Source organism: Sporanaerobium hydrogeniformans, assembly GCF_002735925.1.
GTDB classification, from domain to species: domain Bacteria; phylum Bacillota; class Clostridia; order Lachnospirales; family Cellulosilyticaceae; genus Sporanaerobium; species Sporanaerobium hydrogeniformans.
The window spans coordinates 1-13039 of record NZ_PEDL01000028.1 but is presented as its reverse complement, the minus strand read 5'-3'; the positions used below and the strand labels follow the sequence as shown (position 1 = coordinate 13039).

Sequence of the window (13039 nt, the reverse complement as noted above, 5' to 3'; positions counted from 1 at the left end):
AATAATTATTATTATGTAAAAGGAGTTATTTTTATGAAACCTTTATTTTTACATTATCCTAAATGTACTACTTGTAAACGCGCTTTAACTTCTCTTAAAAGCTTAGGCATCGATGTAGAAGAACGTCATATCGTTGAAAATCACCCAACTAATGAAGAATTAACAGCATGGATCAAACAGAGTGGCCTAGAAGTTAAAAAATTTTTCAATACCAGTGGCAACCTTTATAAAGAGCTTAAGCTTAAAGACAAGCTCCCTACCTTATCCCAAGAAGAAGCCATTGCACTTTTAAGCACTCATGGTATGCTTGTTAAAAGACCTTTACTCATTACAGATGATATCATTGTGGTTGGTTTTAAAGAAGAAAGCTATAAGCAACTTGCTACTCATTAAGTACAAAAAGAAACGGTTATAACCTTATTGAGAACCGTTTCTTTTTTATTCTTCTTCTTTAACTAATGAGAATTACTTGGTATAAACGGAATAATACGTGCAGCTACATTTTGAAGTGTAAGCGTTTGTAACCAAATCACACCTGGTCCTGTAAGTTTTGTAAGAAATAAACCTTCTCCGCCAAAAAAGATGTTTGCAAAGCCTTTTACTGTTTCAATTTCATACCGTACGCTACTTTCAAAGGCTACAACATTTCCTGTATCTACCTTAAGTACTTCACCTGGACGTAACTCTCTTTTTACAATACTTCCTGCTGCTTCTAAGAAAAAGGTTCCTTGCCCGGATAAACGTTGTAAGATAAAACCTTCACCTCCAAACATCCCAGCCGAAAACTTACGTGTAAATTCTACACCTAAATCCACACTTTGCTCTGCGCAAAGAAAAGCATTTTTTTGTGCAATGATTTGTTGCCCAGGTTTTAAAGTAAAATCAATGATAGCACCTGGAAAAGTAGATGAGAAAACAATTTCTGCACCATCACGAATAGATGAATAAGTCGCCATAAAAAGGGATTCACCTGCAAACATACGACCTAATCCTTTTAAAAGACCTCCTTTTACATTTGTTTCCATATTAATTCCATTTTCCATCCAAGCCATGCCACCAGATTGGGTGTAGACACTTTCACCATTCTTTAATTGAATGGCTACTCCTGGTAGATCATTTCCAAAAATAGTATATTCCATATTTTCTCTTACTCCCTTCATAAATACATTTTATTTCCTATTATTACTATTTCTTAATTTTATTATAGCCATTCCCCTCTTTTCTCACAATAGATGAATTTTATTCTTCTCACTAGTTCCTATAAATCTTTTATACCCACTAAAACATTTATTGGATCAAAACGCATTTACAAGCTTCTTCATTTAATTGTATAATTTAAGTATAAATTTAAATAAATATATTTAATTTGCAAAGGGGGAACATTATGAACAAAGAGCAGCTTTCCAAATCCTTTCCTATATCCAACTCTTTTAATCAATCCTTAATCCATAAGCCAAAAAACTCTATCATAACTCCTAGGCTTATTTTAGGAATTCTGCTTTTTCTTTTAGCAGTCTTTAGTCAAAAAACCCTCTTACAAACTCACCTTCAAGGAAACTTAAAATTAAACTATTCTATGCTTTGTGGACTTATTTCTCAGTTTCAAGTCATGCTCAGTGTCTTTCTTGTTTTATTTGTTCCAAAATCAGGTTATATAACAACCCTCTCTTTAAACCTATTCGCCTGTATTTCAGCCTCCATAGTCTTTTTAAATGGTAATACAGAGGTGGCCCCTGGTGTAGCTACCTACATAGGAACTCTCATTATCATTACCATTATATATTTTCTTTTAAAAAAAATTGATGCCCATGTCCAAGAACTCATGGAACGTCATAATGAACTCTTGGTTCTTTATGAAGAAGTAGCCTCTTCTGAGGAGCTTCTTACCTCTCAAAACAAACAACTAGCCCTCTGTAATCAAATGCTTACTGAAAAAGAAGGTGCGCTTCAAGAATTAGCTTATTATGATCAGCTAACAGGCCTTCCTAATCGCAGTTTTCTCATTAATACTCTAGAAACCTTGATTAATCAAGCTAAAAAAGATAAAAGAAATTTCTCTGTTGTCTTTGCAGATCTTAACAACTTTAAAAAAATTAATGATTCCATGGGACATTTAATCGGAGATAATCTACTTAGACAAATCGCTGAACGTTGGCAAAATCTCATTGCAAAAGGTGATATCCTTGGTCGGTTAGGGGGAGATGAATTTGCTTTATTCATTACTCATGAGCACTCTCTTGAAGAGATTAAACTCTATGTAGAAACTCTCTATCATGAACTCTCCAATCCCTTTTATGTTGAAAATAAAACGTTCTACCTTTCAGCAAGTTTTGGTATTGCTCAATATCCACGTGATGGTGAAGATGCCTATAAGCTTCTAAAATGTGCTGATCTCGCCATGTATAAGGCTAAAAAAACTGCCAAGAATAATGTAGAATTCTTTACTTCTGATATGCAAGCTTATGCTCTTAAAAGATTAGAGCTTGAAAACCTCTTAAAAAATGCTCTTAATAATAATGAACTCTATCTTAATACCAACCTCAATTTTATGCAGATACTAAAGAACTTAGAGGCTTCGAAACTCTTGTCCGTTGGTATTCACCTATTTTAGGACCTATAAGTCCTCTCCATTTTATCTCTATAGCTGAAGAAACTGGTGATATTATCCCTATTGGTAAATGGATTTTTAAAACAGCCTGTACAAATTATTTAAGTATCCAAAAATTTTTCAAAACCCCTCCTATTCTATCTGTTAACTTCTCAGTTGTTCAGCTAAATGATGCTCACTTCGTCAATATGGTAAAAGAGATTTTAGCATTAACAGGCTTTGATCCTCACTATTTAGAAATTGAAGTAACTGAATCTCTCTTTATTTCTTCTTTAGATTATGTAGCTAACGTTCTTTCTGAACTTAGTGAATTAGGTATTCATATCGCCATTGATGATTTCGGGACAGGTTACTCCTCTTTAAGTTATTTACAACAGCTTCCTATCCATATTCTTAAAATTGATAAATCCTTCATTGATCATATAACGTATACTTCTGATACTTCTAAAATGGTTGAAGCCATTATTAAGCTTTCTCATACTTTAGGCCTTGAAGTCATTGCTGAAGGTGTTGAAGAAGAAGTGCAGCTTAATTTTCTAAAGCAATGCCGCTGCGATACTATTCAAGGTTATATCTGGGGCAAACCTTATCCTCTTGACGTATTAGTTGAAAAATGTGGGAGTCAATTACCTAAGGCTCAAACTATTTAAAAATAATTCCCTTTAAGCTACAGTCTTACTGTTTTCTTAAAGGGAATTATTTTTTAGTGCTTTATACTTATGCGTCCTTTTTCTCCTGCTTGTACATCCCCTAACTCTAAACAAATCATTTCATTGTCTTGTAAATTAGGGAAAACAATAGGTGTTATTAAAGAAGGTACTTTCTCCTTTATCCTATCTATATCTGCTGTTAAAAGTAAATCACCTGGCTTTACCTTTTGTCCCTGATGCACATGAGAAGTAAAGCCTTCTCCCTTTAACGTAACTGTATCTAACCCAAAATGTAAAAGAACTTCATAGCCTGCATCTGTTTTTAAAGCAACTGCATGCTTTGTAGGAAAAACATTAATAACCTCACCACCTAAAGGAGCAATAAGCCGCCCTTCTTTAGGTAAAATAGCAAATCCATCCCCCATCATCTTTTCAGAAAAGACAGGATCAGGTACTTCTGAAAGTGGTATAAGTCGTCCAGTTAATGGAACAAGAACTTCTTCTCCTTTTGACAGTTCAGTAACTACTTTAGCTTTCTTATTTGTATGGGATACATCACTCATCACTTGTTCAGGTGTTATACGTCCTTCCATAATATCTAGCATATCATTTTTAATATTATCTGATTTACCCCCAAAGATGACCTGCACATTGTTTCCCACTTCCATGACACCAGCAGCTCCTAAATCTTTTAAGCCTTTTTTATTAACTAATTGAATATCATTAAGTCCAACGCGTAGTCTTGTAATACAGGCATCAAGATGTGTAATGTTTTCCTTCCCTCCCAAAAAAAGTATCACTTCATTGGCAAGAGCTAAGCCTTCTTGAGATTTTTCCCCTTGTCCCTCTCCCCTGTCCTCTTCTTCACGTCCTGGTGTCTTTAAATCAAACTTACGAATGCAAAAATCAAATACGATATAATAAATACCAAAAAATAGAATACCGACTAGGATAATATAAAACCAGTTAGTCGGAACCCCTGCCCCTGCTGGAAGAAGACCAAATAGAGCAAAGTCAATAAGTCCTCCTGAAAAGGTCATACCTACAAAGACATGAAGTAAATCCATCAGCATAAAAGAAAGACCAGCCATAATAGCATGAATAGCATAAAGAATAGGAGCTACGAATAAAAAGCTAAACTCTAAGGGTTCTGTAATACCTGTAATCATGGCTGTTAAAGCCGCTGAGAATAAAAGCCCCCCTGTGGACTGTTTTTTTTCTGGTTTTGCATTACGGTACATAGCAAGAGCTGCTCCTGATAAGCCAAATATCATAAAAGGGAATTTACCAGCCATAAAACGGGTGCTTCCTTTTACTACCTCTGCCATAGTTGCTGCATCTAATCCCACAACACCTGACATATTAGAAAGTTGAGCGAAATAGGCTGTATTGGCCCCATCGATAATCGTCGTTGTTCCATCTGCTAAGTAAACAATCCCTTGTACAAAGCCTGTATACCAAAATGGGGTATAAAAAACATGGTGTAGTCCGACAGGAATGAGACTTCTTTCAATGGTTCCATAAAGGAAAGTACCTAGTGCACCTGAATGATTTACCCAGCTAGCAATAACAGCAATGCCATTTTGCACAAAAGGCCAAATAAATGCTAATAAGATCCCTACAACTAACATCACTACAGAAGTTATAATGGGAACAAAGCGTGAACCACCAAAAAAGCCTAAAACCTGTGGTAACTGAATCTTATGAAAACGGTTATGAAGCATAGAAGCAAGAATACCTGCAATCATCCCTCCGAATACTGATAGATTTAAAGTAAAAATTCCTAAGGTCTGTGTAACATAGGAAGTGTAAGCAGCGGGTACCTTATCAGCACTTAAAGCCCCTAAAGGTGTTGCACCTAGGACAAGCATGGTAGAAATAGACGTATGCATGATAATAAAGCCTACAGCCCCTGCAAGACCAGCTGTTCCTTTGTCTGATTTGGCAAGTCCTACGGCAATACCAATAGCAAATAGCAAAGGCAAGTTACCAAAAACAATATCTCCTACATTACGCATAACAGTCAAAATAGTAGTAACTGCACTTAAGTTTACAAAAGCAATAAGTCCTTCATAAATAGCCGGTGGATTTTCTAAATTAGCTACATTTAATAGTGCACCACCCACTCCTAATAAAATACCAGCTGCTGGCAATAGGGCAATAGGAAGCATAAAGGCTTTACCTACTCTTTGCAAGAGGCCAAATATATTACTTAAACCTTTACTTTTCATGTTATTCCTCCTCGAATAAAATTTCTTTTATGCCTGCTAGTTTCTCCCTATTTCTATTTTTTATGATAAAAAATAGTCTGCTCCCTATTCATTCACATGATAAGTTTTCCTTATTTTATGTTTAATAGCTGTACTATCTTGTGAACTATTAAAAAAATAAAAAGACTATTCTAAACACTTTACTCCTTAAGCTAAATAAGCTCATAAGGAATCCGTGTTTATAATAGCCTTTATTATTTGAGTCTTTTAATTGATTTTATTCACAAGCTTCAATACGCACAATAAAATGGCCTGTAGCATTTTGTGGATCAGACACATAAAGATTTCTATAAGGCACATAAGGTGTAATGGTACCATTTTTAATTTTTTTAAAACGCACTTCATCTACCCCTTTTGCACATTGTTGTCTCACATCAAAATAAATATCTTCATCTCCCATCATAGTAATAACTCGCCATAAAAGATTACCTCTTTTAGGTAAACCTACGATATCAAAGTTTACACTAGCACGTTTTTCTTCCCCATCCTCTCCTTTTGGTAAACTAGCAACTGTTGTCGTTTCTCCCATTTAACCCACTCCTTTATATCATTGTTAATTATTTATTATTAGAATATATTTATATTATTATATAACTCTTAGTAAATTAAAACAATACAAAGTATTTGCTCGCTCTTTTTATAGCCATTTTATACAATTTTTCAACTCGTTATTCTCTTTGGAGGGACTATTTTATCTATTTTTTGTTTATTTTTTGTCTTACAAATAGGACTTTCTTATTTTCTATCAAAATGGTATGATGAAATGTATTAGCAAACAGACTCACCATTAGAAAGGTATTTTTCATGAATTTTAAACAACTCGGTATAAAAGACACTTTAAATAACCAGCTCCATAAAAGAGGAATCCACATTCCTACGCCTATTCAAGAGCAGTGTATTCCTCTTATTAAGTCTCATCAAGATGTCATTGGTGAAGCCCAAACCGGGACGGGCAAAACCCTCGCCTTCTTACTTCCTCTCTTTGAAAAAATAGATTTAGATAAACTCTCTGTGCAAGCCCTTATTCTAACGCCTACCCGTGAACTGGCTATCCAAATCACAGAGGAAGCGCGTTATCTAGCAGAAGCTTTACCTATTCGTATACTTTCTCTTTATGGTGGAAAGGAAACAGCTCATCAGCTCAAAAAATTAAAGGGAGGTATCCAACTTATTATTGCTACACCAGGGAGACTCCTAGACCATCTAAAAAAGGGGTCTGTAGACTTAAGCTCTGTGCATACCTTCATATTAGATGAAGCGGATCAGATGCTTCTTATGGGATTTAAAAACGAAGTAAATACGCTTTTAAGGCAACTTCCTAAAAAACATCAGACACTTTGTTTTTCAGCTACTATGAATGCTGCTGTTAAAAAGCTAGCTTATGGAATGATGAAGAATCCTACTGTTATTAGTGTACGAAAAAAAGAAGTAACCCTCAGTGCCATCAAACAAGAAGTAGTAGAAACAACTGATCGTCAAAAAGAAGCTGCTCTTTGCACTGTATTGGATGCCGATAATCCTTTTATGGCAATTATCTTTTGCCGCACTAAAGTAAGAGTAGACAAATTAGAAGCCTCTCTTAAAAAGCGTGGCTACAATTGTTTTAAGCTTCACAGTGATATTTTGCAATCTAAACGTGAGCGAATTATGAAAGCTTTTAAAAAAGGAGATATTCAATATCTAATCGCTACAGATGTGGCTTCTCGTGGTATTGACGCTCCTGGCGTATCTCATATTTATAATTATGATATCCCTCAGCAGGTAGAAGATTATATTCACCGTATTGGACGTACAGGTCGAGCAGGTGAAGTGGGCTATACTTGTCTTTTTATTGATCCTAAAGATAAAACAATGCTTGACGAAATAGAAAAGGCTATTAAGTATCGTATTCCTAGACGTCTTTTGTAAAGGCATATAGTGTGTAATTTTATCTTTATGAAAGGAAGACTTTATGATTGATTTACATTTACATTCTACAGCTTCTGATGGTACGTATTCTCCTAGTAGCCTAGCTACACTTGCCTCTCAGCAGGGTTTAACAGCCATTGCTCTTACCGATCATGATACTCTAGCTGGAGTAAGTGAATGTCAAAAAGCTGGCGAGACCCTAGGTCTTAAAGTATTAGCAGGTATTGAACTCTCTACTTCTTATGAAGGTAAAGAGCTTCATATTTTAGGTTACAATGTTTCTCTTACAGATCCTGATTTCTTAGCTCACTTAAAAGAAATTCAAGCTGCAAGGGATAGACGTAATGCCCAAACTATTAGTCGCCTTAATACTTTGGGCTTAGACCTTACCCTTGAAGATTTAGATCAAGGTACTCACCCATCTCCAGTTTTTACGCGGGCTCACTTTGCTCAGGCTCTTTTTCAAAAGGGTTATGTAGACTATCCCAAGCAAGCCTTCGAACGTTATTTAGGCCAAGGTAAACCTGCTTATGTCCCTAAGGAGCCCTTAGAAGCCCTCACCTCTATCGAACTTATTCACAAAGTAGGCGGCGTAGCTGTTCTTGCTCACCCTACCCTTTATAAGCTTAATCGTTTGCAAATTTTTAGTCTTCTTCAAAAATTAGTGCACCTTGGACTAGACGGGGTAGAATGCTATTATCCTTCTTATACTCCTGCTCAAAGCAAGGATTTTTTAAAGTTTTGTCGTAACAATCACTTGCTTGCAACAGGTGGAAGTGATTTTCATGGTGCTAATAAGCCTAAAACAAGTCTTGGTACTGGTTATGGGCATTTAAATGTGCCAGACTCCTTACTTGAACCACTTATGCCTCTTTCCTTCTTTCTTTAAAATATATCCTTTATTTTTAAAGAAAAACAAACTTATGGGGACATTTTAAATTCATTTGAATATACTTTAGTACGCCCTTATTTTAAGGAGGTGATTGATATGGAAGATTTTAGTAATCTCATCAAACCTGAGCTCTTAGTCCTCATTCCAATCCTCTATTTAATCGGTAACTTCTTTAAACAAAGTACCATTGTTCCTGATAAACTTATTCCTCTCTATCTGGGACTCCTTTCTATTGTTTTATGTGGCACACGTATTTTTGCAGACCTTCCTCATCTTACAGTACCCGTTATCCTTACTGCAACTTTTTCTTCTGTTACACAAGGAATCATGGTGGCTGCAACAAGTGTATATGCTCACCAAATCTATCATCAAACTACAAAAAAATAAAAAACACCACACAACTTACAGCTTAAGTTGTGTGGTGTTTTTTATTCCTTTACTGCTTGATTAAAATTTTCTACAATTTGCTCTGCATGCTCGTCAATAACAAATAAAATTTTATTTCCTTTTACAGCTGTTTTGTAGTTTTGAACCAGTTCATACTGATCAGGCAAATAAGTTTTCCATTGCTCTTCTAAAGCTTTTTGCCTTTTTGTAATTCCTTCTAAAACAGCTTGTGAATCTTTTTCATCCTTTAATTCAAAAACGGCACATTCATTGGCTTTTACATTCATCATTGGCATATTAACTATATAACTCTCAAGTAACGTCTCATCAATACCATACGTATCGCCAAACATTTCCTTTGGCATAGCTACTTGACTAGGCATTTCTAAGCCATCTGTAATAGTAAATAAGAGTTCAGCAGAGACTGTTGGGTCTGTTTCTCCTATGGGTTCCTCAACTACTGGTGGAGTTTCTGGTACAGAAGTCTCTGGTGCAGGTGTTTCTACTATAGGTGGAACCTCTTCTTTTTTTCCACATCCAATAAAGGTTGTTCCTATCAAAGCTGCTATTAAAAGGCTTATTATTCTTTTACTTATTTTCATATTGGTGTTCTCCTTATTCTAAAGTTCTAGCTTATTTAGCTTTTGATTTAGACGCATGGAACATGCAAAAGGTTCCTACCAATATGTAGCAATTTCATTTAACTTTGTTTTGCCAAAAAAGAGTCTTTGTCTTGTAACATAGTGGATAAAAGCGTAGAGGTAAAAGGAATATATGTATCTGTTAACATTCCATTTATTTCAAATATAAAGGTAGGATCTACAGGTATATTATTTATACGATATTCATAATGCAAAAGTGGTGCTGTACTATCTCCACTCATACCCGAAAAACCAATCAGATCTCCTGCTTTAACCTTATCTCCTGTTTTTATAGCATAGCTTTCAAGATGCATATAGCGTGACTCTGTACCCTCTCCATGATTAATAAAAACCATATGGCCTCCCCCTGCATTTATACCTTTGGAATCTGGTGCTGCCTTCGTTACAATACCGTCCATAACAGCAAACAAAGGGGTACCTATTTCTGCCCTTACATCAATCCCCTCATGTATATAACCACTTCTAATTTGTCCAAAAGATGACATGATTTGTGTTGGTTGCTGTAAAGGACTTACCAAAAAACCTTGGATTTGCTTAAAGGGATAAATCGTTTGTACCTCTTCTGCAACTACAAGCTGAGGACTGGCTAATATAAAACTTAACCCTATTAACCAACTTTTTATTTTTGTAATTTCCACTTAAATATTCCCCCCTTTCTTCGAATTCTACTATCAATATCTACTATAAACTATATTTTTATTACAGTAAACATCTTTATTTTAGGTCTTTACTTTCTTGTATTTATATAGCCTCTTCTTTTACATTCAGCTTACAGGATTTTTTCCATAAACCAGATAAATAGAAACCAAAGGATAAAATTGCTCCTATTATCCAACCTACTGGCCAAGAAATCCAAATCCCCGTAGACCCCCATAAGGTGGCTAACTTAAAAGATAAAATGACGCGTAATATAAGATCTGTAAAGGTGGCAATCATAAAAGTTAACATAGCACCTGCCCCCCGAAGAATTCCATCTGCTAAAAGCTTAATACCTATGGCAAGATAAAAAGGAGAAACGATTCTTAAAAATAAAGTTCCTACTTGTACTACCTCTTGTTCAGATGCATCAACGAAAAATTTCATTAAACTTGGTCCAGTGAAAAAGTATATTAAACTAAAAGGTAAAATAACACAAAGACTGATTAAAAAACCAGCTCGAAACCCTTTAGGAATACGCTCTTTCTTATTGGCACCTATATGCTGGGCTGTAAAGCTTGAAAGCCCATTTCCTAAGGTTGTAAAAGATGTTAAAGCAAAGGTATTTAACCTCATAGCCGCAGAATAGCCCGCTACCACTGCCGCCCCAAAGGTATTGATTAACCCTTGAATAATTAGATTTCCTACAGAAATAAAGCTTTGCTGCAAAATACTTGGTATAGCCACCTTTGCAATATGCCATAGCATCTCTCCTGAAAAAAGCTTATAATGCTGTGTCTTAATGATTTTAAGTCTTTTCTTAAGGGCAACAAGAGCTAAAACAGAAGATAAACCTTGTGCGATAAGGGTTGCCCAAGCTGCTCCCCCTACTCCCTGTTTAAAGCCTACTACAAAAAGCAAATCAAGTCCGATATTAATAAGCGAAGAAAGAATCAGAAAATATAAAGGTGTACGTGAATCACCTAATGCCGTAAAAATCCCTGTACAAATATTGTAAAGGTATAAAAATAGCAACCCAATTATGTAAATGCGTAGGTATAATACGGAATCTATAAAAATATTAGTTGGAGTATTTAATAATTGAATAAGTGTATTGCAAGTCATTAACCCCCATGCTGTAAGAATGCTACTCAAAATAAGTATGGATATAAGCGAAGTGCTAATAGCTGTTTTTAGCTTTTCATAAGCCCTCGCCCCAAAAAGTTGCGAAATAATCACACAACACCCAATATTTGAACCTGTGGCTACTGCCATAAAAATCATTGTAATAGGAAAGGATGCTCCTACAGCTGCTAAGGCTTCCATCCCTACAAAACGCCCGACTACCACACTATCTACAATGTTATACATTTGCTGAAAAACCACACTCAATAACATAGGTAATGAAAACTGTAAGAGTATCCTACTAGGTGAACCTGCTGTCATATCTACATTCATTATTCTTTCTCCTTATGATCTCAAATTTTGAACCTTATTTTCAAATCTCTCTAATAATAAGCCTATCATTTAATTTTTTCAAGCTTGTACCATTAGCCTTAATTTCAAATTACTATATATTAGCTGTACATTTTGTATTATAATGAAAAGTAACATTTATGGAAAAACTTATTTATGCATATAAAAATTTTATATGCATAAATAAGTTTTCATTTTAAGGAGGCTTTTGTATGCACTACTCTTCTACTTCTAGGGAACATTTTTCACTTACACCTTATTATAGCTTTTTACAAGGTAGCTTTTGGATGTCTTATGCAGTTATTATGGGGTTTGCTACTATTTATCTTCAAGATAAAAATTTTAGTAATACAACAATCGGTTTACTCCTTGCTTTAGGAACAATCCTATCTATCTTTCTACAGCCTATTTTAGGCTTTTGGGTAGATAAAAGTTCCAGGCTTACTATGCTTCATGTCCTATTGATTTGTACTTCTATAGGTGGTATATGTGGTATCTTACTTCAAATTGCGAGTCATTCCTTTCTTTTTATTTGTATCCCATTTATTATAATTGCAACCTTGCTTACTTGTTTTCCTACCTTTTTAAATGTAATAGCGATGGACTATATAAATAGCGGTAAACAACTTCATTTTGGTTTAGGACGTGGCATGGGATCTATTTCTTATGCTTTTATTGTGCTGATTATGGGTTTTTTAGTAAAACGCTTAGGAACTCCTATTATTGTTCCTACTTTCTTAGTTTTTCTCCTTTCATTTCTTTTGGTCATTATAGGTTTACAAAAAAAGAGCCCCATTATTAAATGGAACTCTTCTCCTGAAGCCTCTATAGAAACTAAATCTGACTCTCCCGAAGGTATTTTAGCTTTTTTAAAACGCTATAGAAGGTTTTGTTTTTTACTAATTGGGATGATGCTTCTTTTTGTTGCACATACTGCCCTTAATACCTATCATATCAATATAATGAAACATGTGGGAGGGGATGCTGCTACCATGGGTTTTTCCCTTGCCTTATCAGCCACCTTGGAGCTACCTGCTATGCTTTTATTTACCTTTTTTTTATCTCGGGTAAAATGTGGTAACCTTCTTAAAATAAGTGCTTTTTTCTTTACTATTAAAGCTTTAATTGCTGCTCTTGCTACTCAAGTTGGGGGGATTTATTTTTCACAAGCTTTTCAATTTGCTTCTTTTGCCATCTTTATTCCCGCCTCTGTCTACTATGTGAATCACTTAATTGAAGAAAAATTTAGAGGGACAGGTCAAGCCTTATTAGGTGCTGCTACAGTTGGTTTAGGTGGTACCCTCGGTAATTTCATCGGTGGTAAGATCTTAGATTTTTTCCCTGTAAGCGTAATGCTTATTTTCTGTGTTGTTGTAAGTACGTTAGGTTTTTGCATTACTCTCTTTACTATAGAAAATTAATTAAGTTTTTGTTCTAAACCTTCCCAGTCTTTAAGAAATCTTTGAATACCATTATCTGTGAGAGGATGTTTTGTCATTTGAACAATCACGTTATAAGGAACAGTTGCTATATGTGCACCTGCTTTAGCT

The 13039-nt window shown here is 35.1% G+C and carries 12 protein-coding genes and 2 pseudogenes; 7 read left to right on the top strand and 7 right to left on the bottom strand.

Annotated elements, in window-relative coordinates; genetic code table 11:
- The first annotated feature begins 33 nt into the window (after nt 1-33).
- Nucleotides 34-393, top strand: coding sequence for an arsenate reductase family protein (locus CS063_RS15720; RefSeq protein WP_099450644.1), 360 nt, complete (start codon nt 34-36; stop codon nt 391-393).
- 62 nt (nt 394-455) lie between these two features.
- Here the strand turns inward: CS063_RS15720 and CS063_RS15715 are convergent, their stop codons facing one another.
- The gene (locus CS063_RS15715; protein WP_099450661.1) at nt 456-1139 is read right to left on the bottom strand and encodes a TIGR00266 family protein; all 684 of its coding nucleotides are present in this window, start codon (nt 1137-1139) and stop codon (nt 456-458) included.
- A gap of 245 nt (nt 1140-1384) precedes the next feature.
- On the opposite strand from CS063_RS15715, the gene CS063_RS15710 reads away from it, so the two are divergent.
- On the top strand, nt 1385-2611 hold the full coding sequence (locus tag CS063_RS15710) for a GGDEF domain-containing protein (protein ID WP_099450643.1): 1227 nt from the start codon (nt 1385-1387) through the stop codon (nt 2609-2611).
- Nucleotides 2593-3258: pseudogene (locus CS063_RS17735) on the top strand (EAL domain-containing protein); the annotation flags it as partial. The gene CS063_RS15710 and the pseudogene CS063_RS17735, both read left to right, overlap by 19 nt.
- 53 nt (nt 3259-3311) lie before the next feature.
- Here CS063_RS17735 and CS063_RS15700 read toward each other — a convergent pair.
- Together CS063_RS15700 and CS063_RS15695 are read right to left on the bottom strand one after the other, a co-directional pair.
- On the bottom strand, nt 3312-5489 hold the full coding sequence (locus tag CS063_RS15700; protein WP_180270834.1) for a PTS transporter subunit IIABC: 2178 nt from the start codon (nt 5487-5489) through the stop codon (nt 3312-3314).
- 256 nt (nt 5490-5745) lie between these two features.
- Entirely contained in the window at nt 5746-6057 is a 312-nt protein-coding gene (locus CS063_RS15695; protein WP_099450641.1) for a hypothetical protein, read from the bottom strand.
- Between the two features lie 275 nt (nt 6058-6332).
- On the opposite strand from CS063_RS15695, the gene CS063_RS15690 reads away from it, so the two are divergent.
- From CS063_RS15690 to CS063_RS15680, 3 genes are all read left to right on the top strand, one after another.
- Nucleotides 6333-7436, top strand: a complete 1104-nt coding sequence (locus CS063_RS15690; protein ID WP_099450640.1) for a DEAD/DEAH box helicase — start codon at nt 6333-6335, stop codon at nt 7434-7436.
- A gap of 43 nt (nt 7437-7479) precedes the next feature.
- Nucleotides 7480-8325 (top strand): PHP domain-containing protein, encoded by an 846-nt coding sequence (locus tag CS063_RS15685; protein WP_099450639.1) that lies wholly within the window; start codon nt 7480-7482, stop codon nt 8323-8325.
- Nucleotides 8326-8424: 99 nt separating this feature from the next.
- Nucleotides 8425-8715, top strand: a complete 291-nt coding sequence (locus CS063_RS15680) for a phage holin family protein (RefSeq protein ID WP_099450638.1) — start codon at nt 8425-8427, stop codon at nt 8713-8715.
- 41 nt (nt 8716-8756) lie between these two features.
- Here CS063_RS15680 and CS063_RS15675 read toward each other — a convergent pair whose 3' ends face one another.
- From CS063_RS15675 to CS063_RS15665, 3 genes are all read right to left on the bottom strand, one after another.
- A complete protein-coding gene (locus tag CS063_RS15675) occupies nt 8757-9317 on the bottom strand; it encodes a DUF4358 domain-containing protein (RefSeq protein WP_099450637.1) in 561 nt (186 codons plus the stop codon).
- A gap of 98 nt (nt 9318-9415) precedes the next feature.
- Nucleotides 9416-10015 carry a M23 family metallopeptidase gene (locus CS063_RS15670; protein ID WP_099450636.1) on the bottom strand — a complete coding sequence of 200 codons (600 nt, stop codon included), beginning with the start codon at nt 10013-10015 and terminating at the stop codon, nt 9416-9418.
- A 103-nt stretch (nt 10016-10118) separates the two neighbouring features.
- On the bottom strand, nt 10119-11471 hold the full coding sequence (locus CS063_RS15665; RefSeq protein WP_099450635.1) for an MATE family efflux transporter: 1353 nt from the start codon (nt 11469-11471) through the stop codon (nt 10119-10121).
- Nucleotides 11472-11701: 230 nt separating this feature from the next.
- Between CS063_RS15665 and CS063_RS15660 the strand changes: the two genes are divergently transcribed.
- Complete coding sequence (locus CS063_RS15660) at nt 11702-12910, top strand: MFS transporter (protein WP_099450634.1); 1209 nt, start codon at nt 11702-11704, stop codon at nt 12908-12910.
- On the opposite strand, the pseudogene CS063_RS18170 reads toward CS063_RS15660, so the two are convergent.
- Nucleotides 12907-13039: pseudogene (locus CS063_RS18170) on the bottom strand (fructose-6-phosphate aldolase); the annotation flags it as partial. The gene CS063_RS15660 and the pseudogene CS063_RS18170 sit on opposite strands and share 4 nt — an antisense overlap.